Origin of the sequence: Bradyrhizobium sp. AUGA SZCCT0105 (assembly GCF_018129565.1) — a bacterium.
In the GTDB taxonomy this organism is placed as follows: Bacteria; Pseudomonadota; Alphaproteobacteria; order Rhizobiales; family Xanthobacteraceae; genus Bradyrhizobium.
Genome location: NZ_JAFCMK010000003.1, coordinates 760,551 through 780,079 on the forward strand (window position 1 = coordinate 760,551; position 19,529 = coordinate 780,079).

Consider the following 19,529-nt stretch of genomic DNA (forward strand, 5'->3'; position numbering starts at 1 on the left):
ACGATGACACAGACCACACCCAGAACATCCGCCGATTACAAGCGCACCGCCGGTCTCGCCGGAGTGCTCGTCGGCCTTGCCATGACGCTCGGCGCCTGCCAGCACGCTGCCGACAACAGTTTCGCGATGGTGGACTCGCCGGCCGACTATCGCCAGCGTCACCCGATCGCCGTGACCGAGGCCGATCGCTCGATCGTGGTCTTCGTCGGCCGCAGCCGCGGCGGCCTGACCGCGGAGCAGCGCGCCGAGGTGATGGGGATGGCGCAGGACTGGATGCGCGAGGGCACCGGCGCCGTCACCATCGACGTTCCCGCCGACACGCCGAACGCCCGGCCCGCGCAGGAATCGTTGCGCGAGATCCAGGCGACCTTCGCCGCCGCCGGCGTGCCGCCGCGCGGGATCCTCGTGCGCAAATACCATCCCGAGAATCCGCGCCTCATGCCTGCGATCCGTGTGAACTATCCAAAGATGAAGGCGGAGGCCGGGCCGTGCGGCATCTGGCCGGAAGATCTCGGCCCGTCGATGCATAACGGTTCCTACATCCAGAACAAGCAATACTACAATTTCGGCTGCGCCAATCAGCGCAACCTCGCAGCCATGGTCGAAGACCCGACTGACCTCGTGCAGCCGCGCGCGGAGACCCCTGCCTACACGTCGCGCCGCAATATCGCCTTCGACAAATATCGCAAGGGCACCACCACCGCCACGACGTATCCCGAGTCCGACAGGGCCAAGCTAAGCGACACAGGAAAATGATCACCTACGCGCAGCAAAACTCCGAAGAGCAGACGGACGCCCCGCCGCAGGCCGTGGACGACCATATTGCTCCGGCGCCGCGGGTCTCGGTCCAGGCGTTCTGCGAGACGGTCGAGACCGCTGCCGCCGTACAGTCGGCGGGCGAGGATCGCCGGCTGGCCAAGGCCCACCTCAAGATCCAGATGGGCGGCATGGCGGCTGCCATCGAGGCCTATCGCTCGGCGCCGACGCCTAATGTCATCATTCTCGAGACCGAGGGCCGCAGCGACATCCTGGCGGGGCTCGACCAGCTCGCCACGGTGTGCGACGCCGGCACGCGGGTGGTCGTGATCGGCCGGGTCAACGACGTCACGCTGTATCGCGAGCTGGTGCGCCGCGGCGTCAGCGACTACGTGATTGCGCCGGCTCATGCGATCGACGTGGTGCGCGCGGTCTGCAACCTGTTCTCGGCGCCGGAAGCCAAGGCAGTCGGCCGCGTCGTCGCCGTCGTCGGCGCGAAGGGCGGCGTCGGCGCCTCGACGATCGCCCACAATATCGCTTGGGCGATCGCCCGCGATCTGGCGCTGGATTCCGTCGTGGCCGATCTCGACCTTGCATTCGGCACCGCCGGCCTCAACTACAACCAGGACCCGGCGCAAGGCATCGCGGATGCGGTGTTTTCGCCGGACCGCGTCGATACCGCCTTCGTCGACCGCCTGCTGTCGAAATGCACCGACCATCTGAGCCTGCTGGCGGCGCCGGCCACGCTCGACAAGGTCTACGATTTCGGCGCCGAAGCGTTCGATGCGATCTTCGACACGCTGCGCACCACGATGCCCTGCATCGTGCTCGACGTGCCGCACCAATGGTCCGGCTGGACCAAGCGCGCGCTGATCGCGGCCGACGACATCCTGATCGTGGCGGCGCCCGACCTCGCCAACCTGCGCAACGCCAAGAACATGTTCGACCTCTTGAAGGCGTCGCGGCCGAACGACCGCGCGCCGCTGTACTGCCTGAACCAGGTCGGCGTGCCGAAGCGGCCGGAGATCGCGGCGGGCGAATTCGCCAAGGCGATCGAAAGCCCGCCGATCGCCGCCATCCCGTTCGATCCGCAGATCTTCGGTTCGGCCGCCAACAACGGCCAGATGATCGCGGAAATCTCGGCCAATCACCGCGCAGTCGAGATGTTTCTGCAGATGGCGCAGCGGCTGACAGGCCGCGGCGAGACCAAGAAGCCGAGGGGGTCCTTCCTGTCGCCCCTGCTCGAAAAGCTGCGGTCCAAATAGTGGTCCGCGTGGAGTCAAGACGTCGTGTTTGGTAAGCGTAGCGGAAACGATGGGGATATGCGGGCACCCAAGCCCGCCTTTCAGACGCCGGAGCCTGCCGGCTCGTCGCCGATGGCGCGCGAGTCCGCCGCCCCGACGATATCGTCGCCGCCGCTGGCCCCTGCCAAGCCACCGCCCGCTCCCGCCGTCGAAGCCCGCCGCTCGGACAACTACTACCAGGTCAAGGCGACGATCTTCGGCGCCCTGATCGAGGCGATCGACCTTGCCCAGCTCGCCAAGCTGGACAGCGAGTCGGCGCGCGAGGAAATCCGCGACATCGTCAACGAGATCATCGCGATCAAGAACATCGTGATGTCGATCGCCGAGCAGGAAGAGCTGCTCGACGACATCTGCAACGACGTGCTCGGCTACGGACCGCTGGAGCCGCTATTGTCGCGCGACGACATCGCCGACATCATGGTCAACGGCGCCGGCACCGTGTTCATCGAAGTCGCCGGCAAGATCCAGCGCACCGGCATCCGCTTTCGCGACAACCAGCAGCTGCTCAACATCTGCCAGCGCATCGTCAGCCAGGTCGGCCGGCGCGTCGACGAATCCTCGCCGATCTGCGACGCCCGCCTCGCCGACGGCTCGCGCGTCAACGCCATCGTGCCGCCGCTGGCGATCGACGGGCCCGCGCTCACCATTCGTAAATTCAAGAAGGACAAGCTGACGCTGGAGCAGCTCGTCAAGTTCGGCGCGATCACGCCGGACGGGGCGACCATCCTGCAGATCATCGGCCGTGTCCGCTGCAACGTGATCATCTCGGGTGGCACCGGCTCGGGCAAGACCACGCTGCTGAACTGCCTGACCAACTATATCGAGCACGACGAGCGCATCATCACCTGCGAAGACGCCGCCGAACTTCAGCTGCAGCAGCCGCACGTGGTGCGGCTGGAAACCCGGCCGCCGAACATCGAGGGCGAGGGCCAGGTCACGATGCGTGAACTGGTCCGCAACTGCCTGCGTATGCGCCCCGAGCGCATCATCGTCGGCGAAGTCCGCGGACCCGAAGCGTTCGATCTGTTGCAGGCGATGAACACCGGCCATGACGGCTCGATGGGCACGCTGCACGCCAACAATCCTCGCGAAGCGCTGTCGCGCTGCGAATCGATGATCACCATGGGCGGCTTCTCGCTTCCCTCGCGCACCATTCGCGAGATGATCTGCGCCTCGGTCGACATCATCGTGCAGGCCGCGCGCCTGCGCGACGGTTCGCGCCGCATCACCCACATCACCGAGGTGATGGGCATGGAAGGCGACACTATCATCACCCAGGATATCTTCCTCTACGACGTGGTCGGGGAAGATGCCAACGGCAAGATCATCGGCAAGCACCGCTCGACCGGCATCGGCCGGCCGCGCTTCTGGGAGCGTGCGCGCTACTACAATGAAGAGAAGCGGCTTGCGGCGGCGCTGGATGCCTCCGACTCGCCGGCGCCGGTCTAGGGGAACGCAGGATGCAGACGCAAACCCTTGCCCTGGCCTTCCTCGCCGCCACCACCGTGGGCGGCATCGCCTGGGTCTTCCTCTATCCCTACCTCTCGGGGGAAAAGAAGGCCGAGTCGCGCCGCGCATCGGTGGCGCGCAGCGAACCGTCGACGACTCGAAATACGGACCGCACGCAGCGCTCCCGCCGCGAGCAGGTCGAAGGATCGCTCAAGGAGCTCGAGGCGCGTCGGCAAAAGGACAAGAAAGTCCCGCTCGGCGTGCGCATCTCGCAGGCCGGACTGGAGTGGTCCGAGCAGAAATTCTGGATGATCTCCGGTGCCCTCGGCCTGTTCGGGTTCGGCGCGGCATTCATGGTCGGCGGAGGCCTGCTCGGCGCGGCCGGCATCGGCTTTGCCATGGGTCTCGGCCTGCCGCGCTGGCTGCTCGGCTTCTTGAAGAAGCGGCGGGAAAAAGCCTTTTTGAAAGCGCTGCCCGACGCCGTCGACGTCATCGTGCGCGGCATCAAGGCCGGCCTGCCGCTGTTCGAATCGCTCAAGGCGGTCGTCAACGACGCATCGGAGCCGCTGCGCAGCGAGTTCCTTGCGATCATCGAGACCCAGGCGATCGGCATGCCGCTCGGCGAGGCCTGCGCCCGGCTCTACGAACGCATGCCGCTGCCGGAAGCGAACTTCTTCGGCATCGTGATTGCGATCCAGCAGAAGTCCGGCGGCAATCTGTCGGAAGCGCTCGGCAACCTGTCGCGGGTGCTGCGCGACCGCAAGAAGATGGCCGAGAAGATCCAGGCGATGTCGATGGAAGCGAAAGCTTCCGCCGCCATCATCGGCTCGCTGCCGCCGATCGTGATGATCCTCGTGTTCCTCACGACGCCGGACTACATCGCCCTGCTGTGGACGAACTCGATGGGCCAGCTCATGCTGGTTGCCTGCGTCGTCTGGATGTCGATGGGCGTGCTGGTGATGAAGAAGATGATCAACTTCGATTTCTGACGGTGCAGCATGATTGATATTCTGGTCGCCAAGCTCCACGACGTCAGGTTCATGACCATGCTGCTTGCCTTCGTCGCGGCAAGCGCGACGGTCTACACGCTGGTGATGCCGCTGCTCGCCGGCGGCGACCTCAACAAGCGCATGAAGGCCGTCGCCAGCGAGCGCGAGCGTCTCCGGCAGCGTGAGCGCGAGCGTCTCGCCAAGACCGAGAAGGTGGCGCTGCGGCAGACCCCGAAGCAGGTGGTCTCCCGGGTGGTGGATGATCTCAACCTCACGAAATGGCTCGCCCAGGAAGCGGCGCTCGATAAGCTCGTGATGGCCGGCTATCGCGGCCACGCCCCCTACGTCACTTTCCTGTTCGCCCGCGCGGTGACGCCGATCGTGCTGCTGCTCGGCGCCATCGTCTATACGTTCTTCATCGCGGGCGCGAACTGGTCGCTCACGCTCAAGATCGGCATTTGCGTCGGCGCGGCCTATGCCGGCCTGCAGGCGCCGATGTTGTTCCTGAAGAACGCGATCTCCAAGCGCCAGCTCCAGATCAAGCGCGCTTTCCCGGATTCGCTCGACCTGCTGCTGATCTGCATCGAGTCGGGCATGTCGGTCGAGGTCGCGTTCCGGAAGGTGGCCAACGAGATCGCCGGGCAGTCGATCGCGCTGTCGGAGGAGTTCGCGCTGACGACCGCGGAACTGTCCTATTTGCAGGACCGCAAGTCCGCCTACGAGAACCTGGCGCGCCGCACCGGGCTCGAAGGCGTGAAGTCGGTGTGCATGGCCTTGCAGCAATCCGAACGCTACGGCACGCCGCTCGGCCAGAGCCTGCGCGTGATGGCGCAGGAAAATCGCGACATGCGCATGAACGAGGCCGAGAAGAAGGCGGCGGCGCTGCCGCCCAAGCTGACCGTGCCGATGATCCTGTTCTTCCTGCCCTGCCTGTTCATCGTGATCCTCGGGCCGTCCTACATCAAGATCGCCACGATGCATTGAGCCGCGCCGCAGCGCATTACCAAGACGCCCGGCAAACGCCGGGCGTTTCTTTTTGTGCGCGTTAGGGCAGATATGGACAGCGAAGCCGAGCGCTTCGCTGTCAGACGCCATAAACGAGCGTTAATCGTCCTTGGCGACGACAGGTGCGGCGCGCGATGAAATCCGCGGACCGTCCTTGCGGTTCAGCATGTCGCGCAGATAGGCGACGTTGGCCGCCGCCTCATCGGCCGGCAGGTCGGCCTTGACGATGGTCTCGGCCTCCGCGAAGCGGCCCTGCAGGCCGACGACGAGCGCAAGGTTCTGCCGGATGCGGGTGTCGGCGCGGGCGCTGGCATAGGCCTGGCGCAGCGTCTGCTCCGCCTTCGGCAATTCCTTGGTCAGCATGTAGGACAGGCCGAGATTGGACAGCACCGACGGCTCGTCGGGGGCCAGTCGAAGCGCACTGGCGTAGTAGCGCCGCGCTTCCTCGTGCCGGTTCAACTTGTCGAGCGTGGTGCCCTGCACCGACAGGATCCGCCAGTCCGGATTGTCCGGACTGTGCGCGCGGCTCAGCACGTCGAATGCGGCCTGCGAATTACCGTTGTCGGCGAGCGCGCGGCCATAGGCGGCGAGCAGCGGCTTGCTGCCGGGGCTGGCGAGTGTGGCCTGCTCCAGCACGGCGCAGGCCTGCGAACGCTGTCCGGTCATGCGCAGCGCCTGCCCGTAAGCGATGGCGGCGTCGACATCCTTGGGATTCTTGCGGTAGCGCTCGCCATAAACCTCGAGATTGCGGCGCGGATCGTCTGGCACCGGATCGGACCGGGACGCGATCGATCCGGTGACGTCTGACATGGTCTGGCAACCGCCAAGCCCGGCGGCGAGGACCGCCACGAGGGCTGCGGAACTAAGATGCCGGGTCAAAATGGACTGTCGACGCATGGCACTGTGACTCACAAAATCGGGCAAATGGATCGAGCCGAGCGTGCCAGCAATAGACTGTTAACCCTAACGTCTGGTTAACTGCGGCACCGGCGACCGGCGCGCCGGTTCCAATCCCGCAGGTCGCATCAACCGCGGGCGCGCTACCATCCACCGCGAAAGGCGTGTTAGTCACCAGCAACGACGCCAGAACAGCCGAGAGCCGCATGCCATCCGTGTTCGAGACCGCCTCCACGACCGCCGTCACGCCGATCACCTTCGTCAGCAAGGCGACATGGGATGCGATCCGCAGCGAGTTGCCGGCGCCGGCGCGCCAGTTCGCGGAGGCCAATGACTTTGCGGCCAAGCCGGGCAAGGCGCTCGCGCTGCCGGCAGCTGATGGCGGCATCGCGCAGGTGCTGTTCGGCCTCGAGGATGCAGACCACAAGGCGCGCGATCCGTTCCGTGCCGGCGCCCTGCCCGGCCTGCTGCCGCCGGGCGTCTACCGCTTTGCCAATGCGCCGCATGACACGCGGCTTGCGACGCTCGCCTTCGCGCTCGGCTGCTACCGCTTCGGCCGCTATCGCAAGAACAAGACCCCCGAGGTCCGCCTGGTGCCGCCCGATGGCGTCGACACGGCCGAGATCGCGCGGATGGCGGATGCCGCGGCGCTGGCGCGCGACCTCATCAACACGCCATCCAACGACATGGGCCCGGCCGAGCTCGCCGAGGCGGCGCGCGACCTCGCAACGCGATTCGGCGCCGCCTTCAATTGCATCGATGGCGACGAGCTCGCGCAGAACTTCCCGCTGATCCACGCCGTCGGCATGGCGTCGACCCGCGCACCGCGGCTGATCGATCTGAGCTGGGGCGATCCGGCGCATCCAAAGGTGACGCTGGTCGGCAAAGGCGTCTGCTTCGACACCGGCGGGCTCGACCTCAAGCCGTCGAGCGGCATGCTGATCATGAAGAAGGATATGGGCGGCGCCGCCAACGTGCTGGCGCTGGCGCAGATGGTGATGGACGCGAAGCTGAAGGTGCGGCTGCGCGTGCTGATCCCGGCGGTCGAGAACGCGGTTGCCGGCAATGCGTTCCGTCCGCTCGACATCTTCAAGTCGCGCAAGGGCATCACCGTCGAGATCGGCAACACCGATGCCGAGGGGCGGCTGGTGCTCGCCGATGCGCTGACGCTGGCCGACGAGGAGACGCCGGACCTGCTGGTCGATCTCGGCACGCTGACCGGCGCCGCGCGCGTGGCGCTCGGCCCGGATCTGCCGCCGTTCTACACCAATGACGAGGCGCTCGCCGGCGACGTTGCTGCGTTTGCAAGGAGCGAGAACGATCCGTTGTGGCGGATGCCGCTGTGGCCGGCCTACGATGCCTGGCTCGACTCCAAGACCGCCGACATCACCAACGCGCCGTCGGGCGGTTTCGCCGGCTCGATCACCTGCGCGCTGTTCCTGCAGCGCTTCGTCGAGCATGCCAGGAGCTGGCTGCATGTCGACATCTATGGCTGGACACCGTCGGCGAAGCCCGGCCGCCCCGAAGGCGGCGAATGCCAGGCTGCGCGCGCGATCTACAAACTGCTGAGCCAGCGCTATGCATGATGTCAGACTGACGCCGGCCCGCGAGGACGTCGCGGCAAAATATCTCGAGGGCAAGGTGAAGGCGGCGCGCTTCGCCGACGGCGAGACGCTTGAGGTCGGGGATGCCATCGCGCCGCTGCGGCGGGCGCCGGCGGCCGATGCCGAACAGATGACGCAGGCACTCAGGGGTGAATGCGTCACGGTGTACGACCGCAACGGCGAAGGCTGGGCCTGGGGCCAGCTTGCCGATGACGGCTATGTCGGCTGGATTGCCGAGGCGGCGCTGACGGTGCCCGGCGCAGCGCCGTCGCACAAGGTGACGGCGCTGCGCACGCTGGCGTTTCCGGGACCGTCGATCAAGCTGCCGCCGGTCGAGGCGCTGGCGATGGGGACCAGGCTCGCAATCACCCGCGAGGACGGTCCCTTCGCGGTGACCCGCGAGGGCTGGCATTTGCCACGCCAGCATCTCGCCTCTCTCGACACGATGGCGCAGGATTTCGTCGCAATCGCCGAGCAGTTCGTCGGCACGCCCTATCTCTGGGGCGGCAAGTCGAGCCTCGGCATCGATTGCTCCGGCCTGGTCCAGATCGCGCTGACCGCCGCCGGCACCGGCTGCCCGCGCGACAGCGACATGCAGCAGGACGGGCTCGGCCGCGAATTGACGACCGCGGAATCGAGACATCTGCAGCGCGGCGACCTGATCTTCTGGAAGGGCCATGTCGCCATCGTGCGCGATGCGACGACGATCGTGCACGCCAACGCGCATCACATGGCAACGGTGGTGGAGAGCACGCATGCCGCCATCGCGCGGATCAAGGCCGCCGGCAGCGACGTCCTGGTAATTAAGCGGCTTTGAGCCTGTCATTTCGGGCGACGCGCAGCGTCGAACCCGGAATCCGTTCATCCACCGAACGTGCGGATCGATGGATTCCGGGCTCGCGCTTCGCGCGCACCCGAATGACGCGCAATGGCTACGTCGCCACCGTCCCCTCGCCGGCCGCTTCGATGCGGAACGCGGCGGCGAACAGCGCGCGGGTGTAGTCGCTCTTCGGATTCTTGAACAGCTCGGAGGCCGGCCCCTCCTCCTCGACCTTGCCGGATTTCATCACGATCAGATGGCTCGCGAGCGAGGCCACCACGCGCAGATCGTGCGAGATGAACATGTAGGTCAGGTCGCGCTTGCGCTGCAAGTCGCGCAGAAGATCGACCATCTGGGCCTGGAGCAGCATGTCGAGCGCACTGGTCGGTTCGTCCAGCACGACGAAGTTCGGCTCCAGCACGACTGCGCGCGCGATCGAGATGCGCTGGCGCTGGCCGCCGGAGAATTCGTGCGGATAGCGGAAGCGCCAGTCCGGATCGAGCCCGACATCTTTCAAAGCCTTGATCACCCGCGCCTCGCGCTCCTCACGCGACAGCTGTTTCTGGTGCACCTCGAGCCCCTCGGCGATGATGTCGGCGACCGACATCCGCGGGCTGAGCGAGCCGAACGGGTCCTGGAACACGATCTGCATGTCGCGGCGGAACGGCAGCATCTGCTTGAAGCGCAGGCCCTGGATGTCCTTGCCGAGGAACACGATCGGGCCATCGGACGAAATCAGCCGGAGCAGTGCCAGCCCGAGCGTGGTCTTGCCGGAGCCGGATTCGCCGACGACGCCGAGCGTCTCGCCCTTGCGCACCGCAAGGCTGACGCCATCGACGGCCTTGATGTGGCCGACGGTCGAGCGCATCAGCCCGCGCTTGATCGGAAACCAGACCTTGAGATTGTCCGCCGACATCACGACCGGCGCATCCGGCTGCGGCGGCGCCGGGTCGGGCTTCGGCTCGGCCGCCAGCAGCGCCTTCGTATAGGCATGCTTCGGCGCGGTGAAGACCTGCTCGACCGGGCCCTGTTCGACGATCTTGCCGTTGTTCATCACGCAGACGGTGTCGGCGATGCGGCGGACGATGCCGAGATCGTGGGTGATAAACAACAGGCTCATGCCAAGCCGCGCGCGGATCTCGGCCAGCAAGGCCAGGATCTGCGCCTGCACGGTGACGTCGAGCGCGGTGGTCGGCTCGTCCGCGATCAAGAGATCGGGTTCGTTGGCAAGTGCCATCGCAATCATCACGCGCTGGCGCTGGCCGCCGGACAGTTGATGCGGATAGCTCTTGAGCCGCGTCTCCGGCTCGGGGATGCCGACCTGGCCCAGCAACTCCAGCGTCCGCGCCCGCGCCGCCGCACCGCTGATGCCGCTGTGCAGCGACAGGATCTCGCCGATCTGGGATTCGATGGTGTGGAGCGGATTGAGCGAGGTCATCGGCTCCTGGAAGATGATCGAGATGTCGTTGCCACGAATCCCGCGCATCTCGCGTTCCGACGATCCCAGGAGATCGCGGCCCTTGAAACGGATCGCCCCGGAGGGATGTGACGCCGCCGGATAGGGCAGCAGCCTCAATACCGACAGCGCGCTGACCGATTTTCCCGAGCCGGACTCGCCGACCAGCGCCGTGCATTCGCCGCGCTTGATCGAGAAAGAGACGCGATCGACCGCAAGCGAGCGGCCGAAGGCGACGGAGAGGTCGCTGACGTCGAGCAGGGGCTGGTTGGTCGCGTCCATGCGTCAGCCCTTCGAGAACGTCTTGCGCGGATCGAAGGCGTCGCGCGCGGCTTCGCCGATGAAGATCAGGAGAGACAGCATGATCGCGACGGAGAAGAAGCCGGTGAGGCCGAGCCACGGCGCCTGCACATTGGCCTTGCCCTGCGACAGCAATTCACCAAGCGAGGGTGAACCGGGCGGCAAGCCGAAGCCGAGGAAATCCAGCGCCGTCAGCGTCATCACCGAGGACGAGACGATGAAGGGCAGGAACGTCATGGTCGCGACCATCGCGTTCGGCAGCAAATGGCGGAACATGATCACGCGGTTGGAGACGCCGAGCGCACGCGCCGCCTGGATGTATTCGAAGTTGCGGCCGCGCAGGAATTCGGCCCGGACCAGGCCGACCAGCGAGACCCAGGAGAACAGCAGGAGGATGCCGAGCAGGATGAAGAAGCCCGGCGGCAGCACCGCCGAGATGATCAGCAGCAGATAGAGCGAGGGGATCGCGGTCCAGATCTCGATGAAGCGCTGGAAGCCGAGATCGATCCAGCCGCCGAAATAGCCCTGCACGCCGCCGGCGGCAACGCCGATGATCGAGGACAGGATGGTCAGCGTCAGGCCGAACAAGACCGAGATGCGGAAGCCGTAGATCAGCCGCGCGACGACGTCGCGGCCCTGATCGTCGGTGCCGAGCCAGTTGTATTCGAGGTCGCGGCAGCCGGTCAGGCCCTTCCGCTTCACCACGTCCGCGCACTGCTTTTCGGTCAGGAGCCAGGTCGGCTTCGACGGCACCGCCGTCGGCGGATCGAGGTTGCGGCTGTCGTAGGAATAGCGGATCGGCGGCCAGATCATGCTGCCGCCCTTGGCGGCGATCTGCTTCTGCAGATAGGGATCGCGATAGTCGGCCGCGGTCTCGAAGTCGCCGCCGAAAGTCGTCTCGGCGTAGGTGAATACGACCGGCCAGTAGAGACGGCCGTCATATCTGACGACCAGCGGCTTGTCGTTGGCAATGAAATTGGCGAACAGCGACGCCACGAACAGGATGAGGAAGATCCAGAACGACCAGTAGCCGCGACGGTTCGCCTTGAAGTTCTGCCAGCGCCGCTTGTTCAGCGGCGACGGCGAAAAACCGCGGCGGGTGGCGGGCACCGCCTCGCCCATCGGCGATTGCGTCGTGGTCTCGACCGGTTGGGGCGCGAGCATCGTCATCAGACCTCCCGCGCCTCGAAGTCGATCCGCGGATCGATCCACATATAGGCAAGATCTGAGATCAGATTGACCACCAGTCCGACCAGCGAGAAGATGAACAGCGTTCCGAACACCACCGGATAGTCGCGGTTCAGGACGCTCTCGAAGCCGAGCAGGCCGAGCCCGTCGAGCGAGAAGATGGTCTCGATCAGCAGCGAGCCCGAGAAGAAGGCGTGGATGAACGCGCCCGGGAAGCCCGCAATCACGATCAGCATGGCGTTGCGGAAGATGTGGCCGTACAGCACCTGGTGCTCGCTGCAGCCCTTGGCCCGCGCGGTCATCACATATTGCTTGCGGATCTCGTCGAGGAACGAGTTCTTTGTCAGCAGCGTCATGGTGGCGAAGGCGCCGAGCGCCATTGACACCAGCGGCAGCGTCAGGTGCCAGAAATAGTCGATGATCTTCCAGTACCAGGGGAATTGCGACCAGCCGTCCGAGGTGAGGCCGCGCAGCGGAAAGATGTTGAGGAACGAGCCGCCGGCGAACAGCACGATCAAAAGGATCGCGAAAAGGAAACCCGGGATCGCAAAGCCGACGATGATCACGGCCGAGGTCCAGGTATCGAACCGCGACCCGTCCTTCACCGCCTTGCGGATGCCGAGCGGGATCGAGATCAGATAGGTCAGCAGCGTCATCCAGATGCCGAGCGACATCGAGACCGGCAGCTTCTCCTTGATCAGCTGGAGCACGCTGACACTGCGGAAATAGCTCTCGCCGAAATCGAACCGCGCGAAATTCCAGACCATCAGCGCGAACCGCTCCGGCGCCGGCTTGTCGAAGCCGAACTGCACCTCGAGTTTCTTGATGAAATCAGGATCGAGCCCCTGCGCGCCGCGATATTTCGAGTTGACGGCGCCGGCCGCCCCCGCGCCCTGGCCGCGCTGCGCGCCGAAATCGCCGCCGCCACCCGAGACGCGCGAGGTGCCGCCGGTGTCGGCGCCGTTGATCTGCGCGATGACGCGTTCGACCGGACCGCCGGGAGCAAACTGCACGACCACGAAGGAGACGAACAGGATGCCGAGCAGTGTCGGCAGCATCAGGAAGATACGTCGGGCGATATAGGCGCTCATCTACTTCGCCTGCTCGAGCTTCGCGGCCTTGGCCGCGTCGTACCACCAATTCTCCGGCGCACCGACGCCCTGGGTATACTTGGCGAGCTTCTCGGTATGGCCGAACTGATCCCAGTAGGCGATCGGATGCGTGTTGCGGTACCATTGCGGCACCCAGTAACGGCCGGCGCGAAACACCCGGTCGAAGGCGCGGCAGGCGATCGTCAGCTCATGGCGGCTGTTGGCGCTGATGATCTTCTCGATCAACACGTCGATCGCGGGATTGGATATGCCTGCGAGATTGTAGGAGCCCTTGGTCTTCGCAGCCTGCGAGGAGAAGAACGGCCGCATGCTGTCGCCGGGCGTCGCCGAGAAGCTGAAGCGCTGCATGGTCATGTCGAAGTCGAAGTCTTCCACCCGGGCGCGGTACTGCACCGCGTCGACCAGGCGGAACGTCGCATCGATGCCGAGCGTGCCGAGATTCTTGATGTATGGCCCGTGGTGCGGTTGCAGCGAGGGCTCGTCGTTGAGGAATTCGATGGTAATGGGCGTGCCGTTCGGCAGCACGCGCTTGCCGTCCTTGACCACACAGCCGGCCTCGTTGAGCAGCTGCACCGCCTTGCGCAGCAGCGCACGGTCCTGACCGGAGCCGTCGGACATCGGCGGCACGAACGGCAAACCGAACACCTCGTCCGGCACCTGGCCGCGGAACGGCTCGAGCAACGCAAGCTCCTCCGGCGAGGGAGGACCTTCCGCCACCATGTCCGAGTTCTGGAACGGTGAGACGGTGCGCGCATAGGCATCGTACATGATGGTCTTGTTGGTCCACTCGAAGTCGAAGGCGCAGATCAGCGCCTCGCGTACGCGAGAATCCTTGAACTTGTCGCGGCGCATGTTGATGAACCAGCCCTGCGCGCCGGACGGCGTGTCGTCGGGCAGCGTCTCGCGCTTGACCCGGCCGTCCTTGACCGCGGGAAAATCGTAGCGCGTCGCCCAGACCCGCGCGGTGAACTCCTCGCGGAACAGATAGCTCTTTGAGGTAAAGCCCTCGAATGCCACATCGCGGTCGCGATAGAATTCGTAGCGCACGGTGTCGAAATTGTAGCTGCCGCGATTGACCGGAAGATCGGCGCCCCACCAGTCCTTGACGCGGTCGTATTCGACGTAGCGGTTGACCTCGAACCGGCCAACCTTGTACGGCCCCGAGCCGAGCGGCGCATCGAGTGTCGATTCCTCGAACGATCGCGTCGCGTAATAGGCCTTGGAGAAGATCGGCAGGCTCGCGACATAGAGCGGTACGTCGCGTGCGCGACCCGCCGCGAAGGTCACCACCACGGTCGCGTCATCGGGCGCCTCGGCCTTGACGAAGTCGCGGAGCTGCACCTGGATCAGCGGGTGCCCCTTTTCCTTCAGCGTGTTGAGTGAGAAGGCGACGTCCTGCGCGGTCAGCTTCGAGCCGTCATGGAAGCGCGCTTCGGGGCGCAAGGTGAAGCGGTAGGTCAGCTTGTCGGGCGAGATCTGCACCGACTTCGCGGCAAAGCCGTACATCGCGTCGGGCTCGTCATTGGCGCGCGACATCAGCGCCGCGAACGTCATGTCCATGCCCTGCGCGCCCTCGCCCTTCAGGACGTAGGCGTTTAGCGAGTTGAAGGTGTAGTAGGACTGGTTGTAGGCGCGCACCCACGGAATCACCGAGAAGGCGCCGCCCTTCGGCGCCTTCGGATTGACGTAGTCGAAGATCTGGAAATCCGCGGGATATTTCAGGTCGCCGAACACCGACATGCCGTGCATTTCGGCTCCGTTGTCGGCCACTGCCGGTGCAGTCCGCAGGCCTGCAGCACTCAACGCGCCGATGCCGAGACCGAGTGCGTGCCGACGGGAGAATAGCGCCATGCGCGGATCCTTGAGCTTATGAACGCTTGAGCTTGGCTGCCTTGTCGGCGTCGTACCACCAAAGATTTGGGAAACCTGAAACCGCGTATTTCGGCAGCGGATCGGGATGGCTGAAGCGATCCCAATAGACATAGCGCTGCTTGTCGTAGTTGAAGTGTGGAACGCAATAGAAGTTCCAGAGTAGAACCCGGTCCAGCGCCTTGGCGGCGGCGATCTGATCGGCGCGGCTGTTGGCGAAGATGATGCGCTCGATGATGGCATCGACGGCCGGATTCTTGATGCCGGGAAGATTGTTCGAGCCCGCCCGGTCGGCGGCCTGCGAGCCGAAATTATCGCGCTGTTCGTTGCCGGGCGAGATCGACTGGCCCCACACCTGGGTGACCATCTCGAAATCGAAATCGCGTACCCGGTTCTGATACTGCACGGTGTCGACGGCGCGCAGATTGACGGTGATGCCGAGGCGCTCCAGGCTCGGCTTGTAGAACAGCGTGATCCGCTCCATGCCGGAATCGCCGCTGTTGCCGAGGATCTCGACCGTAAACGGCTGGCCCGAGGAATCGACCAGCTTGCGATCGCGGATCTCGAAGCCGGCTTCCTTCAGCAGCCGCGTCGCCTCGCGCAGATTGGCGCGGACGTTCTCCGGTGTGCCGCCGACCGGGTTCGTGTAGGGCGTGGTGAAGACTTCCGGCGGCACCTTGTCACGCAGCGTCTCCAGCAGCTCGAGCTCCTTGCCTTCCGGCAGGCCGGTCGCCATCAGATCGGGGATGCCGTCGAAATAGCTTGAATCGCGATGGTACTCGCCGGTCGAGAGCACGCGGTTCATCTCTTCGAAATCGAACGCGTAGTTGAAGGCCCGGCGCAGCCTGGGGTCCGCGAATTTCGGGCGCCTCAGGTTGAACACCCAGCCCTGCATCCGGCCCTGATTGCGGACGGTGAAGAGCTCCTTGAGCAGCCGGTTCTCGCGCACCGGCGGAACGTCGTAGGCCGACGCCCATTCCTTGGCGCTGCGCTCGTTGTACCAATCGAACTGGTCGGCCTTCAGCGCCTCGCGCGCGACGGTGTCGTCGCGGAAATACTCGTAGCGCAGCTCGTCGAAATTGTTCTGCCCGATCGCGATCGGAATGTCCTTGCCCCAGTAATCCTTGACGCGCTCGAGCACGACCGATCGTCCGGCAACGAATTCCTTGATCTTGTAGGGGCCCGACCCAAGCGGCGGCTCCAGCGTGCTCGCGGTGATGTCACGCTTCTTGCCCTGCGCGTCGGTGCCCTCCCACCAATGCTTGGGCAGGATGACGAGCTGACCGGTGATCATCGGCAGCTCGCGGTTGCCCGGGCTGTCGAAGGTGAACTTGACATCGCGATCGCCGATCTTCTCGGCCTTTGCGATATGCCGGTAGTAAGCGCTGAACATCGGGCTGTTCGCCTTCAGCGCCTCGAAGGAGAAGATCACGTCTTCAGGCGTGACCGGCTTGCCGTCGTGCCAACGCGACCCGGGACGGAGGCGGTAGATCACGTAAGAGAAATCGTCGGGGAAGGCCGCGCCTTCGGCGAGCTCGCCGTAATAGGTATCGGGCTCGTCGAGCGAGGCTTCCATCAGCGAGTCGTATATGCGGGTGACCGCCGCGGCGACCGTGCCCTTCAATCCCGCAACGACCAGGTTGAAGCTGTCATAGGTGCCGGGCTGGAACAGCCGAACCACGCCGCCCTTCGGCGCGTCCGGCTTGACGTAATCGTAACGCTTGAAGTCGGCCGGGTACTTGATTTCGCCGTAGGTGGACAGGCCGTGGCGCCATTTCAGCCCGTTGGGGGCATCGTCGGCGAGTGCCGGCGTGATCGCCGACAGGCCGGAGTTCAGTCCGAGCGCCGGAGCGAGTGCCGCCAGTGCGCTGCCTTGAAGGAGGTGTCGTCGGGTGATCGCCAAATTCGGTCTTCCTGCTTGCGGCCCCGGTTACATGGGACCCAATATAAGGCAACGGTTCGACAAATTACGTTGCTTTTTCCTCATGATATTGGCCCGGGAACAATATCGGTGCGGCGAAACGTCCCGATAACAACCCCGCGACAGCGGATTCCCCATGCGAAAACGGCCAGGCAGTGCCTGGCCGTTTCATTCGCCTGCTTGCGCGAAGCAAGTCGTTACTTCGAAGCGGTCGGGAGCGGAGCCGGGTGCTCCGAGTTCGAATTCAGATAGGCGATGATGTCGGCGCGCTCGCTGTCCTTCGGCACGCCGGCGAAGCCCATCGCGGTGCCGGGGACGAAGCCCTTCGGGTTGGTCAGGAACTTGTTCAGGTCGTCGAAGGACCAGTCGCCGCCCTTGCCCTTCATCGCGGCCGAGAAATTGAAGCCACGGCCCTCGCCCTTCTTCTCGCCGACGATGCCGAACAGGTTCGGACCGACGCGGTTGGGGCCGCCCTTCTCGAAGGTATGGCAGGCCTGGCACTTCTTGGCGGCGGCTGCGCCCTTCTCGGCGGAAGCCGTCTGCAGCAGCTTCTCGATCGGCTCGGAGGCGGCCGCAGCGGCCTCGCCACCACCGCCATGGGACTCTTCCTTCACCGCGATCTCAAAACCCGGCTTCTCCGGCAGCTTCGGCGCGAATTTCGCGCTGGCGGCAAAGCTCATCACCAGGACGACGATGCAGGTGCCGAGAACCGCACCGAGGATTTTGTTGAGTTCGAAGGAGTCCATTTCGGTCAGGCTCCGGGCCTTGAATGTCGACTTCAGGCCGGAATACGGCCGCGGGGAAAGACCTGGGAATCGGCCTTATCGCACCGCCCCAAGCAGGGTTGAGATATCGGTTTGCCCGCGCTCTGGCAACCCGTATAAACGCGCCGAATTCAACCTCCTCCCCGCCAATTTCCGCAGGCCGGACGGGCCCCGACACGAATGACCCAACCCCGTACCTTGGTGCTGATTCCGGCCCGCATGGCCGCCACGCGCCTCCCCGGCAAACCGCTGCTCGATATCGCGGGCGCGCCGATGATCGTCCATGTGCTGCGACGGGCCGAGGCGGCCGGGATCGGCCGGGTCGCAGTCGCAACCGACGCGCCCGAGATCGCAGCCGCAGTGAAGGCTGCGGGCGGCGAGGTGGTGATGACCCGCCCGGACCATCCCTCCGGCTCGGACAGGATCCATGAAGCGATGACGATCCTCGACCCGGACGGTGCTGCCGAGATCGTGGTCAATCTGCAGGGCGATTTCCCGACCATCACCCCTGAAACGATCCGCAGCGTGATGCCGCCGCTCGCCGACCCCACCGTCGACATCTCGACGCTGGCCTCGCGCATCCATACCGAGGAGGAGGATCGGGCCCCCAGCGTCGTCAAGGCGGTCGGCTCGCCGATTGGCCCTAACCGGCTGCGCGCGCTCTATTTCACCCGCGCCACGGCACCTTATGGTGACGGACCGCGCTACCACCATATCGGCCTCTATGCCTACCGCCGTGCCGCCTTGGAGCGGTTCGTGCGGCTGCCGCCCTCGCCGCTGGAGCAGCAGGAGAAGCTCGAGCAGCTGCGCGCGCTGGAGGCGGGGATGCGGATCGACATCACCATCGTCGACACCGTGCCCCGCGGCGTCGACACTCCGGCCGACCTCGAAACCGCCCGGCGGATACTGGCAAAAGCCTAAGCCGCTGCTAAAAGGCCACCCATGACCAAGAAGCTGAAAATCGCGTTCCAGGGTGAGCCTGGCGCCAATTCCCATATCGCGATCGCCGAGGCCTATCCCGACGCCGAGCCGATGCCTTGCCCGACCTTCGAGGATGCGCTGGCCGCGATTTCCTCGGGCGAGGCCGATCTCGGCATGATCCCGATCGAGAATTCGGTCGCCGGCCGCGTCGCCGACATCCATCATCTGCTGCCCGCCTCGGGCCTGTTCATCGTCGGCGAATGGTTCTTGCCGATCCGCCACCAGCTGATGGCGGTGAAGGGCACCAGGCTCGCCGACATCAAGAGCGTGGAGAGCCACGTCCATGCGCTCGGCCAGTGCCGGCGCATCATCCGCAAGCTCGGCGTCCGGCCAATCGTCGCCGGCGACACCGCCGGCAGCGCCCGCGATATTTCCGAGCGCGGCGACAAGAGCGTGGCGGCGATTGCCTCGCGCCTCGCCGCCGATATTTATGGCCTCGACATTCTCGCCGAGGACATCGAGGACGAGGCCCACAACACCACCCGTTTCGTGGTGCTGGCGCGCGAGGCCAAATGGGCCGCGCAGGGCTCCGGGCCGCTGGTCACCAGTTTTGTGTTCCGGGTGCGCAATTTGCCCGCCGCGCTCTACAAGGCGATGGGCGGCTTCGCCACCAACGGCGTCAACATGACCAAGCTCGAAAGCTACATGGTCGACGGCAATTTCTTCGCCACGCAATTCTATGCCGATGTCGACGGTCATCCTGACGACCGTGGACTCGCCTTCGCGCTGGAGGAATTGAAATTCTTCTCGCGCGAATTCCGCATCGTCGGCGTCTATCCCGGCCATCCGTTCCGCGCGACCTTCAGCGAAACGCAGGACTGAGTCAGGCGAGCGCAATCTTTCCACACGTCGTCCCGGCGAAAGCCGGCAACTGTTATGTTGGTTTGGTCTGCAGGTACGGCTTTCGGTTTCGCATCATGGCATTGAGGACGGTCAGCAGCTTCCTGGCGACGGCGATGAGGGCGAGTTTGGCTGGTTTTCCGGCCTGTCGCAGTCGTGCATAGAAGGCCTTGAACGGATCGGCTCTGCGGACTGCGTTGAGGGCCGCCATATAAAGGGCGTCACGAACGCGCTTTCGGCCGCCCGCAATCTTGCGCTTGCCGCGGAAGGCGCC

Annotated in this window: 17 protein-coding genes; 9 read left to right on the forward strand and 8 right to left on the reverse strand. The window is 65.1% G+C overall.

Going from position 1 to position 19,529, the window contains the following annotated elements; translation table 11 throughout:
- Positions 1 to 3: 3 nt before the first annotated feature.
- The 5 genes from JQ573_RS19590 to JQ573_RS19610 are packed head-to-tail and all read left to right on the forward strand — an operon-like array spanning position 4 to position 5,482.
- Positions 4 to 756, forward strand: coding sequence for a CpaD family pilus assembly protein (locus JQ573_RS19590; protein ID WP_212314253.1), 753 nt, complete (start codon positions 4 to 6; stop codon positions 754 to 756).
- A complete protein-coding gene (locus tag JQ573_RS19595; RefSeq protein WP_176528876.1) occupies positions 753 to 2,021 on the forward strand; it encodes an AAA family ATPase in 1,269 nt (422 codons plus the stop codon). Before JQ573_RS19590 ends, JQ573_RS19595 begins: the two co-directional genes overlap by 4 nt.
- A 24-nt stretch (positions 2,022 to 2,045) precedes the next feature.
- A complete protein-coding gene (locus JQ573_RS19600) occupies positions 2,046 to 3,509 on the forward strand; it encodes a CpaF family protein (RefSeq protein ID WP_212314254.1) in 1,464 nt (487 codons plus the stop codon).
- 11 nt (positions 3,510 to 3,520) lie between these two features.
- A complete protein-coding gene (locus JQ573_RS19605; protein ID WP_212314255.1) occupies positions 3,521 to 4,498 on the forward strand; it encodes a type II secretion system F family protein in 978 nt (325 codons plus the stop codon).
- Positions 4,499 to 4,507: 9 nt separating this feature from the next.
- Entirely contained in the window at positions 4,508 to 5,482 is a 975-nt protein-coding gene (locus JQ573_RS19610; RefSeq protein WP_212314256.1) for a type II secretion system F family protein, read from the forward strand.
- A 120-nt stretch (positions 5,483 to 5,602) separates the two neighbouring features.
- Here the strand turns inward: JQ573_RS19610 and JQ573_RS19615 are convergent, their stop codons facing one another.
- Positions 5,603 to 6,400, reverse strand: a complete 798-nt coding sequence (locus JQ573_RS19615; protein ID WP_212314257.1) for a tetratricopeptide repeat protein — start codon at positions 6,398 to 6,400, stop codon at positions 5,603 to 5,605.
- 206 nt (positions 6,401 to 6,606) lie between these two features.
- On the opposite strand from JQ573_RS19615, the gene JQ573_RS19620 reads away from it, so the two are divergent.
- Both JQ573_RS19620 and JQ573_RS19625 read left to right on the forward strand, forming a co-directional pair.
- Entirely contained in the window at positions 6,607 to 7,986 is a 1,380-nt protein-coding gene (locus JQ573_RS19620) for a M17 family metallopeptidase (RefSeq protein WP_212314258.1), read from the forward strand.
- Positions 7,979 to 8,821 carry a C40 family peptidase gene (locus JQ573_RS19625; protein ID WP_212314259.1) on the forward strand — a complete coding sequence of 281 codons (843 nt, stop codon included), beginning with the start codon at positions 7,979 to 7,981 and terminating at the stop codon, positions 8,819 to 8,821. Before JQ573_RS19620 ends, JQ573_RS19625 begins: the two co-directional genes overlap by 8 nt.
- A gap of 115 nt (positions 8,822 to 8,936) precedes the next feature.
- On the opposite strand, the gene JQ573_RS19630 is transcribed toward JQ573_RS19625, so the two are convergent.
- From JQ573_RS19630 to JQ573_RS19655, 6 genes are all read right to left on the reverse strand, one after another.
- Entirely contained in the window at positions 8,937 to 10,562 is a 1,626-nt protein-coding gene (locus JQ573_RS19630) for an ABC transporter ATP-binding protein (protein ID WP_212314261.1), read from the reverse strand.
- A 3-nt stretch (positions 10,563 to 10,565) separates the two neighbouring features.
- A complete protein-coding gene (locus tag JQ573_RS19635) occupies positions 10,566 to 11,750 on the reverse strand; it encodes an ABC transporter permease (protein ID WP_212314263.1) in 1,185 nt (394 codons plus the stop codon).
- Positions 11,750 to 12,859 carry a microcin C ABC transporter permease YejB gene (locus JQ573_RS19640; RefSeq protein WP_212314265.1) on the reverse strand — a complete coding sequence of 370 codons (1,110 nt, stop codon included), beginning with the start codon at positions 12,857 to 12,859 and terminating at the stop codon, positions 11,750 to 11,752. The genes JQ573_RS19635 and JQ573_RS19640 overlap by 1 nt, the downstream gene beginning before the upstream one ends.
- The gene (locus JQ573_RS19645; RefSeq protein ID WP_212314267.1) at positions 12,860 to 14,731 is read right to left on the reverse strand and encodes an extracellular solute-binding protein; all 1,872 of its coding nucleotides are present in this window, start codon (positions 14,729 to 14,731) and stop codon (positions 12,860 to 12,862) included.
- A gap of 16 nt (positions 14,732 to 14,747) precedes the next feature.
- Positions 14,748 to 16,652: an extracellular solute-binding protein gene (locus JQ573_RS19650; protein ID WP_212314269.1), complete on the reverse strand. Its 1,905-nt coding sequence runs from the start codon at positions 16,650 to 16,652 to the stop codon at positions 14,748 to 14,750.
- Between the two features lie 215 nt (positions 16,653 to 16,867).
- The gene (locus JQ573_RS19655) at positions 16,868 to 17,416 is read right to left on the reverse strand and encodes a cytochrome c family protein (protein ID WP_092119076.1); all 549 of its coding nucleotides are present in this window, start codon (positions 17,414 to 17,416) and stop codon (positions 16,868 to 16,870) included.
- Between the two features lie 198 nt (positions 17,417 to 17,614).
- On the opposite strand from JQ573_RS19655, the gene JQ573_RS19660 reads away from it, so the two are divergent.
- Together JQ573_RS19660 and JQ573_RS19665 are read left to right on the forward strand one after the other, a co-directional pair.
- Complete coding sequence (locus JQ573_RS19660) at positions 17,615 to 18,355, forward strand: 3-deoxy-manno-octulosonate cytidylyltransferase (RefSeq protein ID WP_212314271.1); 741 nt, start codon at positions 17,615 to 17,617, stop codon at positions 18,353 to 18,355.
- A 21-nt stretch (positions 18,356 to 18,376) separates the two neighbouring features.
- Positions 18,377 to 19,237, forward strand: coding sequence for a prephenate dehydratase (locus JQ573_RS19665; RefSeq protein WP_212314273.1), 861 nt, complete (start codon positions 18,377 to 18,379; stop codon positions 19,235 to 19,237).
- 52 nt (positions 19,238 to 19,289) lie between these two features.
- Here JQ573_RS19665 and JQ573_RS19670 read toward each other — a convergent pair.
- The coding region (locus tag JQ573_RS19670; protein WP_212314275.1) for a transposase at positions 19,290 to 19,529 on the reverse strand (240 nt) is incomplete at its 5' end.